Source organism: Lysinibacillus sp. GW821-FHT14F06, from assembly GCF_058803665.1.
Genome location: NZ_JBXAPF010000007.1, coordinates 73,798 through 95,837 on the forward strand (window position 1 = coordinate 73,798; position 22,040 = coordinate 95,837).

General features: G+C 34.6%; 24 protein-coding genes and 2 pseudogenes. 21 read left to right on the top strand and 5 right to left on the bottom strand.

What is annotated here, in order from left to right; translation table 11 throughout:
* The first annotated feature begins 1 nt into the window (after position 1).
* From AC1RNS_RS08650 to AC1RNS_RS08685, 8 genes are all read left to right on the top strand, one after another.
* On the top strand, positions 2 to 280 hold the full coding sequence (locus tag AC1RNS_RS08650; RefSeq protein WP_492991941.1) for a BMC domain-containing protein: 279 nt from the start codon (positions 2 to 4) through the stop codon (positions 278 to 280).
* Between the two features lie 12 nt (positions 281 to 292).
* On the top strand, positions 293 to 1,153 hold the full coding sequence (locus AC1RNS_RS08655) for a phosphate propanoyltransferase (protein ID WP_492991943.1): 861 nt from the start codon (positions 293 to 295) through the stop codon (positions 1,151 to 1,153).
* Between the two features lie 6 nt (positions 1,154 to 1,159).
* Positions 1,160 to 1,429 carry a EutN/CcmL family microcompartment protein gene (locus tag AC1RNS_RS08660; protein ID WP_054771700.1) on the top strand — a complete coding sequence of 90 codons (270 nt, stop codon included), beginning with the start codon at positions 1,160 to 1,162 and terminating at the stop codon, positions 1,427 to 1,429.
* 10 nt (positions 1,430 to 1,439) lie between these two features.
* Positions 1,440 to 1,829, top strand: coding sequence for a BMC domain-containing protein (locus AC1RNS_RS08665; RefSeq protein WP_492991945.1), 390 nt, complete (start codon positions 1,440 to 1,442; stop codon positions 1,827 to 1,829).
* 53 nt (positions 1,830 to 1,882) lie between these two features.
* A complete protein-coding gene (gene mdh, locus AC1RNS_RS08670; protein ID WP_492991948.1) occupies positions 1,883 to 2,821 on the top strand; it encodes a malate dehydrogenase in 939 nt (312 codons plus the stop codon).
* A gap of 418 nt (positions 2,822 to 3,239) precedes the next feature.
* Complete coding sequence (locus tag AC1RNS_RS08675; protein ID WP_492991950.1) at positions 3,240 to 3,836, top strand: DJ-1/PfpI family protein; 597 nt, start codon at positions 3,240 to 3,242, stop codon at positions 3,834 to 3,836.
* Between the two features lie 113 nt (positions 3,837 to 3,949).
* Positions 3,950 to 4,495 (top strand): GNAT family N-acetyltransferase, encoded by a 546-nt coding sequence (locus AC1RNS_RS08680; protein WP_492992131.1) that lies wholly within the window; start codon positions 3,950 to 3,952, stop codon positions 4,493 to 4,495.
* Positions 4,496 to 4,542: 47 nt separating this feature from the next.
* Positions 4,543 to 4,788, top strand: a complete 246-nt coding sequence (locus AC1RNS_RS08685) for a cold-shock protein (RefSeq protein ID WP_492991952.1) — start codon at positions 4,543 to 4,545, stop codon at positions 4,786 to 4,788.
* Positions 4,789 to 5,259: 471 nt separating this feature from the next.
* Here AC1RNS_RS08685 and AC1RNS_RS08690 read toward each other — a convergent pair whose 3' ends face one another.
* Positions 5,260 to 6,156, bottom strand: a complete 897-nt coding sequence (locus tag AC1RNS_RS08690) for a DUF3221 domain-containing protein (protein ID WP_492991953.1) — start codon at positions 6,154 to 6,156, stop codon at positions 5,260 to 5,262.
* 128 nt (positions 6,157 to 6,284) lie between these two features.
* On the opposite strand from AC1RNS_RS08690, the pseudogene AC1RNS_RS08695 reads away from it, so the two are divergent.
* Positions 6,285 to 6,608, top strand: a pseudogene (locus AC1RNS_RS08695) (inorganic diphosphatase); the annotation flags it as partial.
* A 92-nt stretch (positions 6,609 to 6,700) separates the two neighbouring features.
* On the opposite strand, the gene AC1RNS_RS08700 reads toward AC1RNS_RS08695, so the two are convergent.
* Both AC1RNS_RS08700 and AC1RNS_RS08705 read right to left on the bottom strand, forming a co-directional pair.
* Positions 6,701 to 7,384 carry a DUF3169 family protein gene (locus tag AC1RNS_RS08700; RefSeq protein ID WP_492991954.1) on the bottom strand — a complete coding sequence of 228 codons (684 nt, stop codon included), beginning with the start codon at positions 7,382 to 7,384 and terminating at the stop codon, positions 6,701 to 6,703.
* Positions 7,384 to 7,587: a helix-turn-helix transcriptional regulator gene (locus tag AC1RNS_RS08705; RefSeq protein ID WP_492991956.1), complete on the bottom strand. Its 204-nt coding sequence runs from the start codon at positions 7,585 to 7,587 to the stop codon at positions 7,384 to 7,386. The genes AC1RNS_RS08700 and AC1RNS_RS08705 overlap by 1 nt, the downstream gene beginning before the upstream one ends.
* 430 nt (positions 7,588 to 8,017) lie before the next feature.
* Between AC1RNS_RS08705 and AC1RNS_RS08710 the strand changes: the two genes are divergently transcribed.
* From AC1RNS_RS08710 to AC1RNS_RS08725, 4 genes are read left to right on the top strand one after another with little or no spacing between them, the layout of a single operon-like run.
* The gene (locus AC1RNS_RS08710; protein ID WP_492991958.1) at positions 8,018 to 8,407 is read left to right on the top strand and encodes a GntR family transcriptional regulator; all 390 of its coding nucleotides are present in this window, start codon (positions 8,018 to 8,020) and stop codon (positions 8,405 to 8,407) included.
* On the top strand, positions 8,404 to 9,093 hold the full coding sequence (locus AC1RNS_RS08715; RefSeq protein WP_492991960.1) for an ABC transporter ATP-binding protein: 690 nt from the start codon (positions 8,404 to 8,406) through the stop codon (positions 9,091 to 9,093). Before AC1RNS_RS08710 ends, AC1RNS_RS08715 begins: the two co-directional genes overlap by 4 nt.
* On the top strand, positions 9,090 to 9,920 hold the full coding sequence (locus AC1RNS_RS08720) for a hypothetical protein (RefSeq protein ID WP_492991961.1): 831 nt from the start codon (positions 9,090 to 9,092) through the stop codon (positions 9,918 to 9,920). Before AC1RNS_RS08715 ends, AC1RNS_RS08720 begins: the two co-directional genes overlap by 4 nt.
* 13 nt (positions 9,921 to 9,933) lie before the next feature.
* Positions 9,934 to 11,133: a hypothetical protein gene (locus AC1RNS_RS08725; RefSeq protein ID WP_492991963.1), complete on the top strand. Its 1,200-nt coding sequence runs from the start codon at positions 9,934 to 9,936 to the stop codon at positions 11,131 to 11,133.
* 109 nt (positions 11,134 to 11,242) lie between these two features.
* On the opposite strand, the gene AC1RNS_RS08730 is transcribed toward AC1RNS_RS08725, so the two are convergent.
* Positions 11,243 to 11,704 (bottom strand): ribosomal maturation YjgA family protein, encoded by a 462-nt coding sequence (locus AC1RNS_RS08730; protein ID WP_492991964.1) that lies wholly within the window; start codon positions 11,702 to 11,704, stop codon positions 11,243 to 11,245.
* 515 nt (positions 11,705 to 12,219) lie between these two features.
* On the opposite strand from AC1RNS_RS08730, the gene AC1RNS_RS08735 reads away from it, so the two are divergent.
* The 6 genes from AC1RNS_RS08735 (at position 12,220) to thrC (ending at position 18,327) form a co-directional block, all read left to right on the top strand.
* On the top strand, positions 12,220 to 13,473 hold the full coding sequence (locus AC1RNS_RS08735; RefSeq protein ID WP_492991965.1) for a benzoate/H(+) symporter BenE family transporter: 1,254 nt from the start codon (positions 12,220 to 12,222) through the stop codon (positions 13,471 to 13,473).
* A 6-nt stretch (positions 13,474 to 13,479) separates the two neighbouring features.
* Positions 13,480 to 14,643 (top strand): NAD(P)/FAD-dependent oxidoreductase, encoded by a 1,164-nt coding sequence (locus tag AC1RNS_RS08740; RefSeq protein WP_492991967.1) that lies wholly within the window; start codon positions 13,480 to 13,482, stop codon positions 14,641 to 14,643.
* A gap of 37 nt (positions 14,644 to 14,680) precedes the next feature.
* Positions 14,681 to 15,061 (top strand): Rid family detoxifying hydrolase, encoded by a 381-nt coding sequence (locus AC1RNS_RS08745; protein ID WP_492991968.1) that lies wholly within the window; start codon positions 14,681 to 14,683, stop codon positions 15,059 to 15,061.
* A gap of 72 nt (positions 15,062 to 15,133) precedes the next feature.
* A complete protein-coding gene (gene sbnA, locus AC1RNS_RS08750; RefSeq protein ID WP_492991970.1) occupies positions 15,134 to 16,102 on the top strand; it encodes a 2,3-diaminopropionate biosynthesis protein SbnA in 969 nt (322 codons plus the stop codon).
* 22 nt (positions 16,103 to 16,124) lie between these two features.
* Positions 16,125 to 17,090 carry a 2,3-diaminopropionate biosynthesis protein SbnB gene (locus AC1RNS_RS08755; protein ID WP_492991971.1) on the top strand — a complete coding sequence of 322 codons (966 nt, stop codon included), beginning with the start codon at positions 16,125 to 16,127 and terminating at the stop codon, positions 17,088 to 17,090.
* A gap of 202 nt (positions 17,091 to 17,292) precedes the next feature.
* On the top strand, positions 17,293 to 18,327 hold the full coding sequence (thrC, locus tag AC1RNS_RS08760; RefSeq protein WP_492991972.1) for a threonine synthase: 1,035 nt from the start codon (positions 17,293 to 17,295) through the stop codon (positions 18,325 to 18,327).
* A 684-nt stretch (positions 18,328 to 19,011) separates the two neighbouring features.
* On the opposite strand, the pseudogene AC1RNS_RS08765 reads toward thrC, so the two are convergent.
* Positions 19,012 to 19,971, bottom strand: a pseudogene (locus AC1RNS_RS08765) (beta-propeller fold lactonase family protein); the annotation flags it as partial.
* Positions 19,972 to 20,386: 415 nt separating this feature from the next.
* On the opposite strand from AC1RNS_RS08765, the gene AC1RNS_RS08770 reads away from it, so the two are divergent.
* Together AC1RNS_RS08770 and AC1RNS_RS08775 are read left to right on the top strand one after the other, a co-directional pair.
* The gene (locus tag AC1RNS_RS08770) at positions 20,387 to 20,863 is read left to right on the top strand and encodes a hypothetical protein (RefSeq protein ID WP_492991974.1); all 477 of its coding nucleotides are present in this window, start codon (positions 20,387 to 20,389) and stop codon (positions 20,861 to 20,863) included.
* A gap of 133 nt (positions 20,864 to 20,996) precedes the next feature.
* Complete coding sequence (locus AC1RNS_RS08775) at positions 20,997 to 22,004, top strand: GNAT family N-acetyltransferase (RefSeq protein ID WP_492991976.1); 1,008 nt, start codon at positions 20,997 to 20,999, stop codon at positions 22,002 to 22,004.
* Positions 22,005 to 22,040: the final 36 nt, after the last annotated feature.

Consider the following 22,040-nt stretch of genomic DNA (forward strand, 5'->3'; position numbering starts at 1 on the left):
TATGAATAATTTTGGTGCATTAGGAATGATTGAAACAAAAGGGCTAGTCGGCTCCATTGAGGCGGCAGATGCTATGGTAAAGGCTGCAAATGTTAATATCATTGGTAAGGTACATGTGGGTGGGGGGATTGTCACAATCCTTGTACGTGGAGATGTAGGAGCAGTAAAAGCAGCAACTGATGCAGGAGCCGCAGCTGCACAGCGGGTAGGAGAACTGTTGTCTGTTCATGTGATTCCACGCCCACATGCAGAGTTAGAAGCGATTTTACCGTTGACTTAGAAGTGAGGTGGAATGATGAATCAACAAGCAATAGAGCAAATTGTGAATGAGGTCATTGCTGAATTACTGCATACAAAGCAGGAAGCGCCTATTACACAATACGACATTCCCATCGGTATTTCAGCGAGACATATCCATTTGAAACAGGAGCATGTGGAGCATCTCTTTGGTAAGGGAGAGCAATTAACAGCAAAAAAGATGCTGTCCCAACCAGGGCAGTTCGCAGCTAATGAAACGTTAATGGTTGTTGGTCCAAAGGGCAGTATTTCAAATGTCCGTGTTTTAGGCCCTGCTCGTTCCTTAACGCAGGTTGAAGTTAGCCATACAGATGCTATTGCATTAGGCATTCAGCCACCAATAAGAGAATCAGGCAATATTGCAGGATCAGCAAGCTGCACGTTAGTTGGCCCAAAAGGCAGTTTATATTTGCATGAGGGTGTCATTATTGCCCAGGCGCATATCCATATGTCACCAGAAGAAGCAAGCGGGTTAAACGTTTTTGATGGAGAGTATGTTTCAATAAAAACTTCGGGTATCCGACCTGTGACATTTCATCATGTGAAAGTACGAGTTTCAGAGCGCTATCGTTTAGAGATGCATATTGATACGGATGAAGCAAATGCTGGCTTTCTAAAATCTAGTGCAACAGGTACTTTACTAAAAGAAAATGCCGAAGAGCTTACGAATAATTCCTCCCAAAAAGCAACTGCCGTTCAGGCGAATGAAATTAATGAAAGAATAATTACTGAAAAGGATTTATTAGCGTATCAGGGACAAACAATTATTGTTCCTCGATTCACGAGATTTACTGCACTCGCAATGGATGCGGTGGTGACTTTAGGGATTACTATACAGTATAAAGATGAAGGATGATGATGCATGCGTATAGGTACAGTCGTAGGGAATATATGGGCAACACGTAAAGAAGAAGGGCTTCAGGGATTGAAATTACTCATTATTCAACCTAAAAAAACAGATGGACAACTTGGTGATGAGCAAATTGTTGCGGCAGATCGAATTGGTGCAGGCGTTGGAGATGATGTGATTTTAACGATGGGCAGTGCTGCTGTTCGAAGCTTTTCAAAGGAAACAATTTGTCCAATTGATGCCATCATTGTAGGCATAATTGATGCAACAGAGGGATCGTGAGGTGAGAGCAATGAAAGAAGCGATTGGTATGATTGAAACATATGGTATGGTCGGCTCTATTGAGGCAGCGGACGCTATGCTAAAGGCCTCGAATGTCCAATTAGTCAAGCATGAATTAATAGATGGCGGTATTGTGACTGTAATTGTTGAGGGAGATGTTGGAGCTGTGCAGGCAGCAGTAGAGGCAGGAAAAGCAGCGGTTACACGCGTTGGCAAATTATTAAGTGCACATGTAATCCCAAGAGCAGCAGACGATGTTTTTACAACAATCATCGATCATTCCCAAGCAAAACCAAAAGTAGAAAAAACGGTGGAAAGAGTACCAAAAACATCCTCCCGCAGTAAAGCTCAAGTAAAAGAAACTGCCCAAAATTCTTCTACAGATGTTCAAAGTGAATAATCTAAGGGTCTCTGTATCTATATGATAATGCATCACTGTGAGGAGTGATGAAGATGGGATTTAAACGACCAAAGATCGCCATTATTGGTGCTGGTCATACAGGTGCCACTGTAGCTTTAATGGTCGCTCAAAAAGAAATCGGAGATATCGTTCTAGTCGATATTCCAGATTTTGAAAAACCAGCTAAGGGAAAGGCACTAGATATTTTACAGACAGGCCCAATTGAAAAGTTTAATGTGCATATTGCAGGTACAGCGCGATATGAGGAAATTGCACAGGCAGATATTGTTGTAATTACAGCTGGTATCGCTAGAAAGCCAGGAATGACTCGGGAGGATCTGATTACAACAAATGCCTCGATTATTCGGTCTGTTAGCGAAAATGTAAAGCACTATGCCCCAAACAGCTATGTAATTGTGTTGAGTAATCCTGTCGATGCCATGACCTATGTTTGTCTGCAAACAACAGGCTTCTCCAAAAATCGTGTTATGGGGCAATCAGGCATTTTAGATACAGCTCGCTTTAATACATTTATTGCAGAGGCTCTACAGCTAGCAGTAGAGGATGTGTCGAGCTTTGTTTTGGGAGGTCATGGAGATGAGATGGTGCCACTTGTGCGCTATACGTATGTCGGTGGAATCCCGCTCGAAAAAATGCTACCAAAAGCACAAATCCAACAATTAGTGGAACGGACACGTAAAGGTGGCGGCGAAATTGTAGAACTTCTTGGCAATGGTAGTGCTTATTATGCGCCAGCAGCATCAATTGTCCAAATGATAGAGGCCATCATCAAAGATAAAAGAAAAGTAATGCCCGTTATCGCTTATTTACAAGGTGAATATCATGTAACCGATGCTTGTATTGGTGTACCAGTTGTTCTTGGTGGGAATGGGATAGAAAGTGTTATTGAATTACACTTGAACGAAGAGGAGCATCAGGCATTCAGCAAGTCTGTTCAGGCTGTCAAACATACCTTAAATTATATTAAATGAATCATTTACCATCTAATAAGGAAGGTGTATTAGATGGTTTTACATACTTAGCGAAAGCAACTTAACATTAACACAATGTTAGGTTGTTTCGTTTTTTTTGATTTTCTTTCAATAAATGAAAGATTTCTGTACAATTAGTACATTAAAGTCGGAAACTTAATAGAAGAACAAATGAAGCAACCATTAGTCATTGTTGATAGTCAAAACACTTATTTGAGTCAAAAAATACTTGAGCACACTCAAACCAAGTGAAGATTAATTATCCAGTTTACCGTTTGGAGGGTTGTTCATTTGACAAGCTAGGTTGGGAGCTTTACCAAAGGCTTCTACGGCAATCAGAGGTTTCATTATCGAACAGAATTAGCGCGATTTTTCTGTAAAGTAAACTAAGATAAAAATTAAAAAAGGGGACCTTCATATGAATAAAAGACAGTGGAGAGTAGGAATTTTTTTATTTGATGATGTAGAGGTTTTAGATTTTGCTGGGCCATTTGAAGTCTTTTCTGTCACTGAAATAGAAAATGGTCAGCAGCCATTTGTCGTAGAAACAGTATCAGAGAAAGGGGACTTAGTAATTGCTACTAATGGGTTAAAGGTACAGCCTGATTACAGTTTTGATAATGTACCTAGATTTGATATTTTAATTATACCTGGTGGTCTAGGTGCGAGGGAACGAGAAATGAATAATGATAATGCAATAAACTGGATTACAAATCAAATGAAAACGGTGCAACTCATGACATCTGTATGTACGGGTGCTTTACTATTAGCAAAGGCAGGTTTACTTAATGGTAAAATGGCGACGACTCATTGGGCAAGTCTTGAAAGGTTAAAAAAAGAATTTCCACAAGTCGAAGTACAACGGGAAGTTAAATTTGTAGATGAAGGCAATATAATTACATCTGGTGGAATTTCAGCAGGTATCAATATGTCATTTCATATCGTGAAAAGATTACTAGGTTCTGAAGTTGCTCAGAATACTGCTAAAATTATGGAATACGAGATTATTATTTAAATCATAAATGCCCAGCAAATTATAAAGCATCACAAATCGATTTGGCATCAACGGTTTGTCACTACCCAGCTAATTAACTTCTTTAAAAACTCCATAAAAGAGAGGATTCAATGATGCTTATCAAACAACAGGAATTTTATATAAATGGTCTTCGTTACACGATTAGATCCGCTACTATTCCAGATGCACAAGCATTATCAGACCTAAGACTACAATTAGATGGAGAAACGGAAAATTTTGATCGCGAGCAGGGAGAAGCCTTTATCGATACAGCTGGATTTGAACAGATTATCCGCATAGATACAGAAAGCCCAAGCAATATATGTTTAGTAGCTGTCGTCGATAACCGGATTATCGGATTTTCAAGATGCGAGGGATCAGCATTAAAACGATTGGCACATAAAGTGGAATTTGGTGTAGGTGTTATTAAGGAATTTTGGGGCTATGGCATTGGTAAGAACCTCTTACAAGTATCGATAGATTGGGCAGATGCCAACAATATAAAAAAAATAGCCTTACAAGTTTTAGAGACAAATGACAAAGCAAGTAGACTCTATGAAAAACTGGGCTTTACTGTAGAAGGTATTTTAAAAAATGACAAACGCCTTTCTGATGGCAAATACTATCATACAATGATTATGGGTAGATGGAAGGTCTAATACCTTATGAGCTATTATGAAAATAAAAAAGAAGGAGGTGTGCTAATTTGAAACGAGAGGGAATTGTAGAATGGTATAAAGAAGAAGAGGGCTATGGACGGATCCTTCTTGAAGGCAAAGAAGGGGTACATGTTTTTGTTCATTTTAGTTCTATTCTTTTGGATAAAGATCGATTTCCCGATCATTTTAGATACCTTCGTCAGAAGCAAAGAGTCACCTTTGATTTAATTGAAACGTCCATGACAGGTGATCAGAAGTATGTAGCTGAAAATGTGATGATAATTTCTGACTAAAGCATACCCATCCTTTGCAGAGGTACTGAAAAGATCGATTTGCCATAAAAAATGTGATACAAATCGACTTTTTTAAGTTTTCAAATCTAACAAAAAGACTGATTTCTATTATAAAAAAATGAATTTTTTTAGTTTTATGTGCCTCTTTTGTGCAATGGCGGTTTTTTATGTAATGTGAGCATATTAGCAAAATCCTTTTGATTATGAACTAAACCATCGTACAAAACATAGTATAAATAAAATGCTATAAAAGGATGATGCTTAACATGTCAGTGAGGATTTCCAAAGCACAAAATGGCTCTCATTCTAGAGGTGGAGGTACATCTGAAGGTTGGGATGATATTGATCGTTGGGAAAATGACGGGGGCAGAAGTCTTGATACATGATGAAATATTTTGAATCAAAAAGGGAGTCAAGAATGTCTCCCTTTAAAAATTTGTACAATCCTAGACATGTAGATTTAAATGAGGATTACTTAAATTGAATTGTATCTACATAAGTCGCTGTTCCTTGTTCGAACTGGACTTTTACATGCATATAATACGTGCCTATTGGATATGTGCCGTCTTCATTTATAATCCTTTCAACCTTGTTCATTTGCTTATCCAAAAACACAATTTCACTGTGAAGTATATCCAAGCCATTAGCCATCAGTTTTACTTTTTCTGGCTTTTGAAGGGTAATAGCTTCATTATAGGATGCTTGTATATGCGACAGCGGTATTTCGTGTTCTGTTTGCTTTTTCTCTCCTGTTTTAATGTCAGTGTATGTCCAACTATATTGTTGGAGATATAAGGGGAGCTGTTCTTCTTCGTTAATAGCCAATTCTAGATGAGGTGGTTGTTCATAAATGGGCTGCCCAAGTGAGATAGGCTTTTGATCCTGAATAACCATACCGACAAGTGTATCATTGGCAGCAATATCTATTTTATAATGCAGGGTCCATATGCTCTTTTTTGCATCAAACTTTATATTAGTGATAATTGGGTTGTACTCAAGATTTTCTGCTACTTTAGAGAGGACCTCATTTATAGAAAGTGTACTATTTAAGTTTGATGGTATAATTTCGATTTTATCTGTCCCTGTTTGACCTGGATAGGATTCATTAACTGCCTCAGCCCATACTTTCACATAGTCACCTATTGCTAATTTTTTTGTTGTGGAAACCCATAATGCATTCACATACTGGGGATTCGAATGATTTAAATAGATTGGTTCATTACTAACAACTAAGTATCTGCCATCTTCTGCTGCTGTTATATAACCTTCAATAGTTGCAGAATTTAGTTTGTTTTTGTTGTCATTTGTAGCTGTATCGCAACTAGCTAAAATAAGGATTACCATACATACTAATATTATTTTTTTCAAAGCAATTCCTCCCTATTTTCAAATTAGACGCTTTCACTCCCAATAGGTTACTCTGATTTTGTATAGGTAAGGTTCAGCAATTAAGGCGAATTTTTTAGCGCCGTGTGTAGAAAGGATATATATTGTTGATGAAATTTCAAAAATTGAAAGTAAAAGTAGATCGGCCAATTGGCTATAAGGATGATTTCGATAATGTCTATCCGTTAAATTATGGTTATATACCTGGGAAAATTGGTGGCGACGGGGAGGAACAAGATGTCTATATCCTTTCAAATACTATAAAGGGTCCAATAGATGAATTTATAGGTAAACTTATCGCAATTGTCCATAGAAATGATGATGTAGAAGAAAAATGGGTCGTTACATCTGAGGATGAAAAGTACACAAAAGAGCAAATAAGAGAGCAAATACAATTTATCGAACAATGGTTTGATTCAGACATTGAGCTGTTAGATTCAGCTAACGGAGAGGAAAACCCCTCTCCGAATGTACTAAATACAAAACATAATGCAGATTTTCAAGATATATAACTGCTTCTCAATAATTAAATCCTTTTAGGCTTTAAACTAATAGAATAATAGGTTTGTACAAATAATAAAATAGCTCCAATTCCGATTATGCTAATTAATTGCGAGTCACCTGTAAACGCGGAGTAATACATTAATCCAAATGCTAATAGTACAAGTGCTCCAATAATCAAAAAGTATAATTTATATAGGCTTTTTAACATCATATATTTTTCTCCGTCATCAAAACTATCAAAGAGTTCTTGTTGGTAAGTTGGCGACGTCGGATTAGGCAATTTAAATTCTGGATGTGTAAAACGCATCAAAGACATTGATAGTCCCAAAGCTATAATGGAAACGATGAATAATACGGCAGCATAAAAAGCAATAGATGCGTATGAATCACGAACCAATAAAAATCCTATTAAAAGGGTGATAAATGATATTGAAAGGGAAACTTGTATCCAAATTACGACAGAATAAGACTTACGTTCTAAAGTAAGCTGAATATCGTCCTTATCCTGGATTAATACAGAGCGTTCAGATAAATATTTTATGTAAGCATTATATATGTTTGCGATGGTTAGACAGATAAAACTCACAATATTCGCAGCAAAAAGTAAATTCGGTGTTACACTTCGCTGATCATAACCACTCGTAAATTTCTTTAGGATATAGAAAAGAATTACTAGATATATTAGCGGTACTCCAATCTTCTTCATTAAAGCTCCTCCTCCTCAAAAATAAAGATATTTTCAATCGACTCTTGAAAAACTTTTGCTATTCGTACAGCTATTAATAGAGATGGCATATACTCTTCACGCTCAATTAAACTAACCGTTTGTCCCGATATCTTGGCTCGTTTTGCTAGTTCAGACTGATTCAATCCATCTCTGACACGAAGCTCTTTCAATCTACTTTTCATCTCAACCAACTCAAATTTATTGTAATGTATCATTTTCTTTTTGATAACTATATTAGTCAAAATGAAAAGAATTGTTTTAATTAAAAGATGATCAGTACGAATTATTACCTAGAATCAAAGGACATTTTGCAAAAATTGCGTCCTCCTATTTAGCACGACATTGTAAGTTTTTGTAACAATTATTATTCCAATAAATTATTTCCATAAATTTGGTTGACATAAAATGTGTATTAAGCCTATAATACATTCAAAAGTGTATTAACAGTTTAATACGCTTTTAAAAAGATGGTGTATTAAGTGGGTAATACAGAACAGTAGCTATAGTTAAATGATTTAGTGCATATGCTTTATGAAATGCATTGCTTCATTATGCGTAATGTGTATTAAGGAGTTAATACACGAAAATACAATTTGCAAGGAGTTGAGTTAATTGACTGTAAAGTTTAATAATCGGGATCCGGTTTATGTACAGGTTATCCGGCATTTTAAAGAGCAAATTGCTAAGGGATTCTTTGAACCAGGTCAGGAAGTTCCGTCAAGAAGGGAACTGGCCAATCAACTGAAGATTAACCCCAATACCGCACAAAGAGCTTATAAGGAAATGGAGGAACAAGGATTGATTTTTACTGAGGGAAATATGCTGAGCTGTATTACGAAAGATGAAGCGGTCCTTAAAAGTGTCCGTGAAGAATTAATTATCGAAGCAGTTGACTTATTTTTAGGTTCTATAAAATCCATCAATGTACCATTATCTGAAGTGTTGAAACTAGTTGAGAAAAAGTATGAAGCTGAAAGCGGGGAAACGGAGGAATCTAAATGATAGAAGTGAAAAATATCAATAAAAAATACGGTAGAAAACAGGTTTTAAAAGATCTTTCCTTTACTGCTAAAAAGGGTGAAATTACTTGTTTAATTGGGATAAACGGGGTAGGGAAAACGACGATCATGAAAGCTATTATGGCACTCACGCCGATTAATAGCGGTGAAATTTTAATAGATGGGGAAAAAATTCGGAAGGATAGCTTTGAAAAAATTACTTTTATTCCTGATACACTCACGATGTTACCACAAATGAAAATTGGTGAGGCCTTTACGTTCATGGCGGATTTTTATAAAAGTTGGAACACGCAAAGGGCAGAAGAGCTGTTGCAATTCTTTAAGTTAGACAAAACTGAACGAATTACCAATTTATCAAAGGGAAATACGGCTAAAGTCAATATGCTGTTAGGTTTAGCACTGGACGTGGATTACTTACTGATGGATGAACCATTCTCTGGTATTGATATGTTCTCCCGTGAACAGATTGCCGGAGTGTTTACAAGCCATTTAATTGAAGAGCGTGGTGTGATTCTCACAACCCATGAAATCAGTGATATTGAACACTTAATTGATAAAGCAGTACTTATTGATAATGGTGAAATATTAAAGGAATTTAGCGTGGAGGAAATGCGTGAGAATGAAGGAAAATCAGTTGTTGATGTGATGCGGGAGGTGTATCGAGGATGAAAAACTATTTAAAGCTTGTAAATTTTGAAATAAGCCGTTTTTTCAAACTATATCTAGTTTTAATAGGATTAACATTTGTCTGCCAGTTCGTTGGGGCGATTATCGTCTCCAAAGGTTATATGAATAGATCAGATCAAGTAATGTATGAAAATCAACTATCGGTGAGTCAATATATTAAGGAATATGGTACTTTTTCCTTTCATCAATTTGTTTTTTCTGAATGGTTTGTGATACCAATCTTTTTTTGTATCGCAATGTTGATGATTTATGTTTTCTTTATTTGGTATCGAGATTGGTTTGGAAAAAATACGTTTATTTACAGATTATTGATGCTGCCAACTGAAAGAATTAATATATATTTTGCTAAATTGACAGCAATTATGCTTTTGGTCCTTGGGTTAATTGCCTTACAATTATTGTCGATTTCAATCGAGATACAAATTGCTAATAGTATTGTACCAGTAGATTTCCGTACGTATTTCTCATTTTTTGATGAGATTTATAACTTGGAAATATGGGGCTGGCTGTATCCGAACACCTTTATTGAATTTATCTTAGTATATGGAGTCGGATTAATTTTTGTAGCTATTCTATTCACTGCCATTTTATTTGAACGGAGTTACGGTTTAAAAGGTATTTTCTTCTCTATTATTTATGGGTTGCTCTCATTCGGATTCTTTATCGTACCTTTAGTATTGAATGGTATTTATAGTAACTATTTTTACACACTTGAAATCTTTTTCATGGAATTGGTAACGAGCATCATTGTTTTAGGAAGCGCCATTTGGATAGCGAATTATTTGCTAAAACATAAAATAAGAGTCTAATGGAGGGATGACAATGAAAAGATATTGGAAATCGATATTGATTAGTTTAGCAATCGTGGTAGCGATTGGTTCATACTATGTCCAACTAGCATGGGCTTCTAAAAATGATGTATCTTTTAAAATTGAAACTATTAGTGGAAATAAAGAAGAAATCGAAAATCGTATACTTCAAGCAAGCTATCAAAGTGGGAATATTAATCGATGGTTGTACATATCAAAAGATGGTTCGACAAATCGGATGAATCAGTCATTTTTTGGGGGTTTGATAGTTCCGCATGAGCCATTATTATTTCAAAAATTTATTCAAGAGCACCGTAATTTTATGCGTGGAAAAGAATTGTACCCTAGTAAGTACTTTGAAGATGAAGCTCGTTTAATCTACACAAATGTTCTAGCCAATGGTTGGAAAGTGGATCAAAGTAATTTTTTAACACTACAAATCGATATACTAGATAAAAATACAAATGACAGTACTTCATTTGAAATCAATGCGCCAGTTAAAGCAAGCTATGGCTCAGTCAATGTGAATAACGTTTATGCTGAAAATGGAAAAATAATAATTTTGGCAACGGCGGGCTACCTCATTGAAGGCGGTGAGGAACTTCATATATATACAGTTAATGAAAAAACAAAGGAGCTAGAAAATGACTTAATAATTGCAAAATTAGAGTCAGAAGATATAGGCATGTCACGTATCCATATATTTAATGATCCCAATATAATTCAAAATGAAAACTATTACCTATATATGGTAGAAAAATTTAGGAGTATCATAGAAGGTGCTGACCCAAAATTAATCTCTAGACAAATATATCTTTATAACAATCTCACGAATGAAGTAAAGGAATGGATAATTCCTGCCGAATTAAAATCAAATTTAGAGTCGACAGTTCTTTATGGAGCAGATATATTTATTCCTGTTCAGACAGCTAAAAGTTTAGTACTGAATCGTTATAATATCGAAAAAAATCAATGGGAAAAGCCTCTAAGCTTTGAATATCCAAGCATTGCTAATGATGAGGAGGAACCTTTTTTCAAACTTATAGATGGTAAACTATATTTAGTGAATCGTACTTCTGACGGTCATTTGCTAGTTATCAGTGATGTACATACTGGGGAATCCTTATATGAAGGTAAAATTATCGTGGAAAATAGAGAAAATCTAGATACAGATTACTCACTGTATATCGGAGAAATATATAACACTTATTAAACATGCAATTTAGAAGGAGAGGTACAAAAAGAAAGAATAAGAAACTAATTGGCTGAAATGAATTCAAATAGGTTCATTTCAGCCAATTTTTGGTTCTTTGGTTGTTCTGTTAATAATTGCGAAGTATGAACTTAAGTGAGACCTTATCTAATACAGCAGCGATTACTATCCCTGTTGTATACCGAATTAAATCCTCTGTAAGAAAACCTTTCCCAAGTATCAAAGCCCCAAGCGTTGTTGCACGAATCTGATTAATCCAATCTTCCTGATATAACTGACTAAATTCAATACTGAAACTAAACAAAAAACTGAGCAAAATAGCTATGAAGGTACTCTTCCGTATTAGCAAAAATCGAAATCCAAAATAGACCATTATAGCCCATAGTACGTCCCCACTGTTTTGGGCTACAAACAGTGGCAGGAAAAGACTCCATTTTCTAGAGGCAAGGCCTAAAAAAATAGTGATAATAATGGTTATTACATAAGCTATTCGCATGTTTCGGTATTGTGAGTTTATAGGTTTCAATAGAATCACTCTTTCAGCATTTTGATCATATTCTTTAGCCTTCATTATTTCGTAAATGTCGAAATAAATAAAAAAACTTATTGCAACGAAGTACTATTGTCAACTAATTATAAAAAAATTTCTTTAGGACGAAAAGGTAAAGTAATTTTTTATGTAGACCATTTTTAAACACAATAATACTTTAGTTCAATAAAATTTTCGCTTAATAACAATTTAAATGTTGTATTCGAAAATTTTAAATAATCAAATAAGTAGGTATTTTCTATATTTTAGAAAAATTATGTTTTTAATAGAATTTTGGTTATTTTAGGAAGAGGTTTTTAAAATTAAAACTATTATAAAGATGTATATAGAAATATTTTATTTTTATATTTTTGGAATAATATAGATTTATTTTCCAATAAAATAATAAAAACATTAAAAATTGACAAAAAAATGAACGTGGGAAAAACTGGTTTTTGAAGGAGATTTGTTGTGTTAGTATAAAAAACAAAGAAAAGAGAGGTGATCAAACAAATAAATTTATAGAAAACAGATATTGGAGGAAGGGTTGCTGCTTTGTGTTAAAGAATTCAAGACACTCCTTTAATATGGGAATGTTAAAAGAAGATTTATCAATATCAGCTGTAGTTGTGGGATTAATAGCTACAATGGTTTCTTATGCTGGACCTTTAGTAATTGTTTTCCAAGCTGCTAAAGTTGCGCATTTAAGTGATTCTCATTTATCTTCGTGGATATGGGCAATCTCTATAGGTAGTGGGATAACCTGTATTTTATTGAGTATTTGGTTTAAATCTCCAATTATAACAGCGTGGTCCACGCCAGGAGTGGTTCTACTAGTTTCAAGCTGGTCAATTTATTCGTATACAGATGCTATTGGAGCATTTATTTTTTCTGCAGTAATTATTACTTTGCTAGGATGGACAGGGATATTTGAGAAAATAATGAACCGAATTCCATATTCAATCACAACTGCTATGCTTGCTGGAATTCTTTTAAACTTTGGAGTTGAAGTTTTTACATCTTTGAAAAATCTACCTGAATTAGTTTTTCCGATGATACTGTGTTTCTTAATTGTTAAAAGGTTTTCACCACGTTATACGGTTGTAATTACATTATTTTTAGGGTTATTCATTACTTATTTTACAGGAAATCTAAAGACTGAAAGTATTGATATGTCTTTAGTGAACCCTATTTTTACAGTTCCCTCATTTTCGCTAGATGCTTTGATTGGAATTGGCATTCCATTATGTATTGTAACAATGGCATCTCAAAATGCGCCTGGTATAGGGGTTTTAAGAGCGGATGGTTATAATGTACCCATAAGTCCATTAGTTACAACAACAGGAATTTTTTCAATTTTATTAGCACCATTCGGTTCTCATGCTATAAATTTAGCAGCAATTACTGCGGCAATTTGTACTGGGAAAGAAGCTCATGAGGATAAAAATAAAAGATATGTTGCAGGTATTTCATGTGGATTATTTTATTTAATCTTTGGTTTGTTTGGTGCTGCAATGGCGTCAATTTTTCAAGCACTTCCTGGTGAGTTTATAGCAGTTATTGCTGGTTTAGCTCTATTTGCTTCACTTAGTTCAAGCCTTGCTTCCGCAATGGAAGGCACTCAAAAAGAAAGTGCGCTCATTACTTTTCTAGTTACAATATCAGGTATCTCCTTTTTGGGTATAGGGGCTGCTTTCTGGGGATTAGTCGCTGGGATTCTAACAAATTCAATTTTTCAAATAAAATTTAATAATTTCTCTAAAAAAACAAAAGAAATGAACATGGAAACTAGTAATTCACAAAAGGGATGATAGTTGATGACAGATAAATATACAGATTATCTAATTATTGGTGCGGGAATTGCAGGTGCATCGGCAGCCTATGAATTGGCTAAGGAGGCCAGTGTAATTCTGATAGAAAGAGAGACTCAATTAGCTTACCATTCCACAGGACGTTCTGCGGCAATATACATGCAAGCATATGGTAATAAAACAGTAAGAGGATTAACAAAGCATAGCCTTGAGTTTTATACTAACCCTCCAAAAGGGTTTAGTGATAAACCCTTATTAAGAGAGAGAGGAGCCATTTTTTTAGCAACAAAGGAACAGAAGATATTAGCAGAACAACATTATAAAGAAATGAAAAATGATGTGGGTAATTTGAGACTGCTAGAGGGTAATCAGCTAAGGAATATTGTTCCGGTCATTAATACAGATATCTATACATCAGGTATATTTGAACAAGACGCAATGGATATCGATACCCATGCTGTTCATCAAGGATATATCAATGGATTTAAAGAAAAAGATGGAGCCTTGATTACCAATTGTAGTGTGAATTCAATATCTCGTCATAACAACCTTTGGAGTATAGATACTACCCAAGGTAATATTGTTACACCGATGATTATAAATGCAGCAGGTGCTTGGGCAGACCAGATAGCAGGTTTAGCAGGAGTTAGAAGTATTAACCTGGAACCAAAGAAGAGAAGCGTCTTTTATCTATCAATCGATGAATTTAATATAAATAAATGGCCGTATGTAGGAGATTTAAGTGAATCTTTTTATTTTAGACCCGACTCTGGAAAATTATTCGTAAGTCCATGTGATGAAATTCCAATAACGCCTTGTGATGCCAAACCATCAGATTTAGATATCGCTATAGCTGCTAATAATCTTGAAGTATTAACTGATATAGATGTTAAAAAGATTGATCATACATTAGCAGGTTTGCGATCCTTTGTGGCAGATAGGACGCCAGTTGTAGGAGAGGACGCAGATGTATCAGGCTTCTTTTGGCTAGTGGGACAAGGAGGATATGGGTTTCAAACGGCGCCTGCTATAGCAAATTGTTGTAGAATGCTTCTTACAAAAAAGTGTTTCCCTGATTCGTTAAAAAATATTGGAGTTTTAGAAGAGGCACTTTCGCCTAATAGAATTAGTTTAGAACGTAACAGTATGACAATTGGAGTAACTAAGTAATTATTGAAAACTTAACGTGAGAATGGAGAGTATAAAAATGTCAATTAAAGAGATATATACAAAAAATGCACCAGAACCAATCGGAACCTATTCACAGGCAATTCATTCAAATAATCTTGTTTTTTTATCCGCCCAAGCACCCATTGTACCTGAAACAATGGAGGTAATAGAAGGTGGAATAAAGGAACAGATTCAATGCGCATTTAATAATTTAAAATCTGTTGTGGAAGCTACTGGAGGAAATCTTTCGAATGTGGTTAAGGTAACAATATATCTAACTGATTTAGCTCATTTTTCATTAGTTAATGAAGAAATGGAGAAACTTTTTACAACACCATATCCCGCAAGAGCAGCAGTTGGTGTGAAAGCCTTACCTAAAGGAACGGACTTCGCAGTTGAAGCAATTTTGAGTTTATAACTACTTATTTTATTACCAGAACAAGCTGTGTATCTACTATTACTTTATATTATGAAGGGAGATTATTAAAATTTGCTAAAAAAATTAGATTATCTTAATCAATATATTGGCAAAACGCCATGTGTGAAGCTAGATGTAAATCCTATTAATTTATTTGCAAAATTAGAATTTTATAATCTAATGGGCAGTGTGAAAATGAGACCAGCTTATTATGTAATTAAAGAAGCCATTAAAAATGGAAATATTAATGAAAATACAACAGTAATTGAATCATCATCTGGGAATTTTGCTATAGCATTAGCTACCATATGTAAATTTTTAAAAATTAAGTTTGTCCCCATTATCGATATGAATATAAGTCAAACATATGAAAAATTGCTTCGTACAATTTCACACGATGTTATAAAAGTTACAGAGAGGGATGAAACAGGTGGGTATCTCTTAACAAGAATTAACGAAATAAAACGTTTTCAAACTAATAATGATAATGTATTTTGGACCAATCAATATGGAAATATAGATTGTTTACGAGCTCACTATTACGGACTGGGATCTGAAATATCTGAATATTTCGATAAATTAGATTATGCGTTTATTGGTGTTAGTTCTTGTGGAACCATTGCAGGAGTTTCAAGAAAATTAAAAGAGAAATTTCCTGCTATAAAAATTATTGCTGTAGATACGGAGGGTTCAGTTATTTTCGGAAAACCTCCAGGCAAGCGTTATATTCCTGGGATTGGGTCGAGTATGACACCTGATATTTTAAAAGAAGCTTTAATAGATGAAGTAATATATGTTCCAGAAGCCGAAGCAGTAAAAGGATGTTATGAGCTTTTTGAGAAATTTGTTATTTTTGCAGGTGGTTCTTCAGGAGCATCCTATTACGCAATTTGTGAATATTTTAAAGGTAAAAAACTTAACCAAGTTCCAAATGTAGTGTTTCTATGCCCCGATGGTGGTTCACCATATGTTGATACTGTTTATAATAATGAATGGGTAAAATGGATCGATAATCAAAAGGATACAGTGATGAATTTATAGTACAAAAGGAGTTGGAAATATCATGCTCTATTTAAATAATACAGATATATCAATGATTCCAATAAATTGGCGTGAAAATATTTCTCATCTGAAATACGCTGTAGAATGCTTAGCAAACAATGATTTTTCTCAACCGATTAAACCTTATTTGAAATTTAAAGATCCGAATGATCGTATTATAGCTATGCCAGCATATGTTGGTGGTGACATCTCTTCTACAGGTATAAAATGGATTGCAAGTTTTCCGAAAAATATTAAAAAGGCTATTCCAAGAGCTCACTCAATAACGATTTTAAACGATGTTCATACAGGAGAGCCAGTATGCATCATAAATACCGCAATAATAAGTGGGATACGTACAGCATCTGTTTCGGGATTGATTATACGTGAATTTCAAGCGGCTAGAGAATTAAATGAAATTAATATCGGCATTATTGGATTTGGTCCAATAGGTCAGTTACATTATCAAATGGTAACGGAATTATTAAATGAAAAAATAAATAAAATTTATATTTTTGATATTGCTGGAATTTCTACAGTGAAAATACCTGCAAATTGGCTAGAGAAAACAGAAATTTGTAGTTCATGGGAAGAAGTTTATAAACATAGTGAAATCTTTATAACTTGTACAGTTTCAGAGAAGAGATATATAAATAAAGAGCCTAAAAAGGGCGCACTACTGCTGAATGTTTCTCTTCGTGATTATGAACCTAGTATTATTGATTTCACCCAGTCAATGATTGTAGATGATTGGGACGAGGTCTGTAGAGCAAATACAGATATAGAGGTAATGCATAAAGAATGTAATTTGAATAAAGAGGATACAAAATCCATTATTGATGTAGTCCTTCATAATGCAATGAAAGAATTTCCTGATAATCAAGCAATAATGTTTCATCCAATGGGAATGGCTATTTTCGATATAACAATAGCTAAATTGTATTTTGAAAAAGCGAAGCAAAATAATATCGGTCTCATTCTGAAATAATGAAGAGATTTTTTTAGTAGAAATATACAGAGGAGTGATAATTAAAGTGATACGATATGATTGTGTTTCATGTGGATATGAATTTCAATCAGAAGGAATCGTTTATCTATGTCCTGTTTGTAAAAATGTTAAGAATAATGGTTTTCAAAAGGGGATATTATCCGTTAAATATGAACCTCAAAAAAAGACAAAGAGAAACTCAATGGCTGAACCGGATTCCTTTCTTCCAATTGCCATTCAAAATTCGTCTGCTTTAAAGGTTGGTAATACCCCATTATTAGAGCCTGCTTTATTAAGAAAAGAGATAGGACTACCCAATCTTTTTATTAAAAATGACAGTTTAAATCCTTCAGGGTCACTAAAAGATAGAGCATCGTTATTAATTGCAGAACAAGCTATCTTCCATAATGAGCAGAAAATTGTACTTGCATCTACAGGAAATGCTGGTTCTGCAATGGCTTGTATTTCTGCTGCCTATGGATTAAAAACCGTTTTATTTATACCTGAAACTGCACCTAAAGAAAAAATAGCACAGTCCATTTTTTTTGGAGCGCGCGTTATCCCTGTGAAAGGAACATACGATGATGCATATAAACTATCGCTAGAGTATACAGAAAGATTTGGAGGTATTAATAGAAATACCGCTTATAATCCTTTTACGATAGAAGGGAAAAAAACAGTTTCTATTGAACTGTACAATCAATTAGGCTTCAAAGCACCCGATATTATTTATATACCAGCTGGTGACGGTGTAATTTATAGCGCTGTTTGCAAAGGCTTTTTTGACCTTAAACAAGAGGGACTTATTGATAAGTTACCACTTTGTATTTTAGTGCAAGCAAAGGGTAGTGATGCAATAGTAAAAAGTTGGAGGGAGAGAAGAGATTTAATCCTAGAGAAAACAGATACTATCGCTGATTCTATCTCTGTTAAATCACCTGCAAATGCAGAAATGTCTATTGATTATCTATGTAAGACAAATAGCTGGGGTATTTCCATATCGGATGAAGAGATTTTACATGCCCAAAAAAAATTAGCTACCAAGGCTGGCATTTTTGTAGAGCCTTCAGCAGCGGCAGCATGGGCAGGCTTAGTATCGGATCTTAGAAAAAAGCTTATAAATCAAGATATGAATGTAGTTCTTTTAGTTACTGGCTCAGGATTCAAGGATATGAATCGAATCTTTAAAGAGTCGAAAAATAGTTTATCTATGAATCCTTTGGCTGTTAGAGAATAATGGGAGAAGAACATAGAAATGATTAACCTTTTGTATTAGTAGAGGTAAAATCATCCATGTTAGTAAGATCTTTTGATGATGTCCAAATAAGAAAAGGCTAGGACCCTAAATGTATTTTAAGGAAAATCTAAGAATATTGTATATTAACTAATAGAGGATAATAACATAGGGGAATCAAAATACCTGAACTAATTTGTTCAGTGTTGAAACAAAGAAAGATATTATGCAGTAATTAAACAGGCTGGAGCATAGCTAGTTGTTATTCAAGAAAAGGAGAAATCGTTGTTATTCGAATTCTCTTTTTCTTGATTATATGAGTCATTCCATTTTTTAGCTTCCGAAGATAGCAAACCATAAAAGGAAGTAATAGCTAAAATAGACCAGAACCCTATGTTTGGTCTAGAGGAAGAAAACACATATGATATGAAAAATTAATCTATTAGGGGTCATGTTTATATTCTTTGTAATTATCCAATAATTTTCTACTAGTATCTTTAAGAGTTGATTCAATAAATTCTCAAAGGTGTGGCTTTTTTATGTAGGGCCTGGGATAGCATAGTAGCAATATATTTTAGAGGATGTATACGTCTGCTATCCCAAAATCATTATATACAAGCAAAACAAGACGTCCCTTGAAATCAAATCTGAACGTATTTTATACTCTTTTGTATAAAAAGTTTATTTTTATTGGCAGATTGTTCCGGTTTTTATACCAGTAGGACCGTTAAACCCTGAAATTGTATCAATTACTGTATTTGTTGCTATATCTATGACAGACACAGTATTGTCAAGCTGATTTGTGACATAAGCAAGTGTTCCATCCGGCAAGATGGTTACTTGGTCAGGTGATACTCCAACAGGGATTGTGGCAATCACCGAATTCGTTGCTGTACTAATGACAGATACAGTATTATTACCTTTATTGACAATATAAACAAGTGTTCCATCCGGTGTAATTGCTGTTCCTACAGGTCCTGTTCCCACGGGAATTGTAGCAACTACTGTATTTGTTGCTGTACTAATGACAGATACTGTATTACTATTTTCGTTTGTTACGTAAGCAAATTGTCCGCTCGGTGTAATAACGATTGATCTTGGGCGAATTCCCACAGGAATTGTAGCAACAACGGCATTTGTAGCTGTATTTATAACTGACACTGAATTTGAGTTTTCGTTTGCAACGTAAGCAAACGCACTGTTCGGAGTAAAAGCTATACCCTGAGGCTGAAGCCCTACTGTAATAGTAGCGGTTACCGTATTTGTAGCTGTATCTATGACAGATACAGTGTTAGTTCCATGATTTGATACATAAGCAAGTGCTCCATTTGGTGAAATTGCGACACCAAGAGGATCAGGTCCAATTCCTACTGAAATAGTAGTGACTACAGCGTTTGTTGCAGTATCAAAAACCGTTACATTATCCGAGAATAGAGCTGGAACATAGCCAAATGCTCCATTCGGTGTAATCGCTACTTCTAATGGAGCCGTTCCTACTGGAATGGTAGCAACTATCGTATTTGTAGCTGTATCAATCACCGATACCATATTATCAGGCGTAGCTAACTGACCAGCATCTGTAACGTACACTAAAAAATGACAAGGTGGAGTTGGTGGCACAGGTATAAATGGTGGCTTACAACGACAAGGGCAACAAAAATCACAACAACGACAGTGACAACTTGGATTTGATTTAAACTTGAACTTTTTAAAATTTTTATGTTTTTTTCTCACACTGCACACCCTTTCTATCATATTTGATACTATATGTAAAAAGAATTATGTTTCTTGTACGTTTACCTAAACGAAATACTTCTGAACAGTGTTGAGAGGTTGTTTATTTTAGTTTCCAAGCATTAATTGATTCCAAAATTATAGTGTTTACTAAGTGATTCTTTGAAATACCACGCATTTATATGAGACAGTTGCAAGAAACAACAGCAGCGTAAAAAAGTAGAAATCCGACAAAATGAAAATAAGGATGAGGAATAATATAAGCATTTGCTACTGCGGTATTTTTTTGTGAAGGAAATGACCACTAATAGGTAAGGGGGAATTATTTATGGCTATATTAAAAGATTATTTTAGTCAATCTAGTTGTGAAGTTGAAATAAATTTAGTTTTAGTGAATGAATCTAGTGTTAAATTCAATATACAATTTCGTTCAGGTAAAAGTTTTCCAGAAGTTTTTTCTGAAATACTTTGTTTGAGAAGAGATTTTTTAAAATTACTAGATGATTTAAGACAAATAGATCTTATGCATCTAAGTATGTTAGAGCCCCATGACCCTGGGTTGTGTATTTATCATATTCCTCTTTTTGGTTCTTATTATTACCCTGGACATGGTTTACATCAAGTGCCTGAACATGAAAGGGATGAATGGGAGCCTTATTATAGATTATTTTTTGTGTTAGATGCAGGTGAGAGGAATGATCATAGTGCATCAGAAACTGGTCCTGCATTATGTTTAAAAGTACAAATGGAACAAATTAACGAGTTTGTAGATAGTTTAAAGTTAGAGGTAAATAATTTTTTATAGTGCTTAAGAAATTTTTAAGTTACATAAAAAGGCATTGCTATAAATGGAAATAAATACAATCATTGTGAATAGCAGTTTAGTTTCAAAAATTGGCAGCAAAAAATATTAACTTGATTATGGAAGGAGAATAAAGATGAAAATATATGAGTTTAAACCCCTTAGTATTGACGATATATCCGCTATGACAGACTTGTTAATACATAGGCAGAACATGGAAGGTGAAGTATTTCCGTCTCTAAAAAACAGCTGCCTTAATATTGAATATATAACGAACCTACTGGAAAAATTATTTCTTAATAAAGTCATTGGAATAGGAGCATTTACTAATAAAGAACTAGTAGGCTATATTATCGGAGAGATAAAGATTGACCCCCATAGAGGCAGACATGTATGGGTGCCCTATGAGGGAATAGCAATCAGAATGGATCAATCCGCTGAACTTATAAGGCATCTATATGCAGAAGTTTCAGTGATATGGTTAGAGCAAGGTTGTTTTATGCACTACAGTATTATACCTCTTGGCAATCAGGCGTACTACGATGCCTACCAACGATTAAGTTTTTTTATCCAGCAAGTTCACGCAGTAATGGACATAGAGGATTACAAACCCTTTGAAAATATATCTGATGCTGAGATTAGAGTAGCTAATAAAATGGATGGTGAAATGATGAGCAAAATGTCTAGCATCATCCAATCGTATCATAATGTTGCACCTACGTTTGAACTTGCGCTACCCGAAGTTGTATCGGATATCAAAGATGCTTATCAAAATATTGTAGAGGAGAATAATGGGATGTGCCTAATTGCGATAAAGGACTCGAAAGAATTAGGATTTCAAGTGTATTATCCTATTACCTCAGATTTAATGACACCTGACATAGGAGTAGAGTTAAGTATTGCAGGCACTTACTATTCTCACATGGGCAAAGGAGTTGGTAAAAAATTAATGAATGAAGGTCATAAAATTATGATAGAAAAAGGATATAACAACATGGTAACAGACTGGAGAATCACCAACCTTGCTTCTTCAACATTTTGGCCAAAGTGCGGATTTAAGCCAGTAGCTTATAGAATGGTTAGATATATTAACAGTAATATAGCATGGGCCAACTTTAACAATCCAAGTATCAAATTATTGTAGAAAATTCAGTCAGATATTTTTAATTTGGTGTATTTT

What these genes read in the sequence shown, in the direction of transcription:
- AC1RNS_RS08650 (WP_492991941.1), top strand. Translation starts at nt 2, where the DNA reads ATGAATAATTTTGGTGCATTAGGAATGATTGAAACAAAAGGGCTAGTC.
- AC1RNS_RS08655 (WP_492991943.1), top strand. Translation starts at nt 293, where the DNA reads ATGATGAATCAACAAGCAATAGAGCAAATTGTGAATGAGGTCATTGCT.
- AC1RNS_RS08660 (WP_054771700.1), top strand. Translation starts at nt 1,160, where the DNA reads ATGCGTATAGGTACAGTCGTAGGGAATATATGGGCAACACGTAAAGAA.
- AC1RNS_RS08665 (WP_492991945.1), top strand. Translation starts at nt 1,440, where the DNA reads ATGAAAGAAGCGATTGGTATGATTGAAACATATGGTATGGTCGGCTCT.
- mdh (WP_492991948.1), top strand. Translation starts at nt 1,883, where the DNA reads ATGGGATTTAAACGACCAAAGATCGCCATTATTGGTGCTGGTCATACA.
- AC1RNS_RS08675 (WP_492991950.1), top strand. Translation starts at nt 3,240, where the DNA reads ATGAATAAAAGACAGTGGAGAGTAGGAATTTTTTTATTTGATGATGTA.
- AC1RNS_RS08680 (WP_492992131.1), top strand. Translation starts at nt 3,950, where the DNA reads ATGCTTATCAAACAACAGGAATTTTATATAAATGGTCTTCGTTACACG.
- AC1RNS_RS08700 (WP_492991954.1), bottom strand. Translation starts at nt 7,384, where the DNA reads ATGAAGAAGATTGGAGTACCGCTAATATATCTAGTAATTCTTTTCTAT.
- AC1RNS_RS08705 (WP_492991956.1), bottom strand. Translation starts at nt 7,587, where the DNA reads ATGAAAAGTAGATTGAAAGAGCTTCGTGTCAGAGATGGATTGAATCAG.
- AC1RNS_RS08715 (WP_492991960.1), top strand. Translation starts at nt 8,404, where the DNA reads ATGATAGAAGTGAAAAATATCAATAAAAAATACGGTAGAAAACAGGTT.
- AC1RNS_RS08720 (WP_492991961.1), top strand. Translation starts at nt 9,090, where the DNA reads ATGAAAAACTATTTAAAGCTTGTAAATTTTGAAATAAGCCGTTTTTTC.
- AC1RNS_RS08725 (WP_492991963.1), top strand. Translation starts at nt 9,934, where the DNA reads ATGAAAAGATATTGGAAATCGATATTGATTAGTTTAGCAATCGTGGTA.
- AC1RNS_RS08730 (WP_492991964.1), bottom strand. Translation starts at nt 11,704, where the DNA reads ATGAAGGCTAAAGAATATGATCAAAATGCTGAAAGAGTGATTCTATTG.
- AC1RNS_RS08740 (WP_492991967.1), top strand. Translation starts at nt 13,480, where the DNA reads ATGACAGATAAATATACAGATTATCTAATTATTGGTGCGGGAATTGCA.
- AC1RNS_RS08745 (WP_492991968.1), top strand. Translation starts at nt 14,681, where the DNA reads ATGTCAATTAAAGAGATATATACAAAAAATGCACCAGAACCAATCGGA.
- AC1RNS_RS08755 (WP_492991971.1), top strand. Translation starts at nt 16,125, where the DNA reads ATGCTCTATTTAAATAATACAGATATATCAATGATTCCAATAAATTGG.
- thrC (WP_492991972.1), top strand. Translation starts at nt 17,293, where the DNA reads ATGGCTGAACCGGATTCCTTTCTTCCAATTGCCATTCAAAATTCGTCT.
- AC1RNS_RS08770 (WP_492991974.1), top strand. Translation starts at nt 20,387, where the DNA reads ATGGCTATATTAAAAGATTATTTTAGTCAATCTAGTTGTGAAGTTGAA.
- AC1RNS_RS08775 (WP_492991976.1), top strand. Translation starts at nt 20,997, where the DNA reads ATGAAAATATATGAGTTTAAACCCCTTAGTATTGACGATATATCCGCT.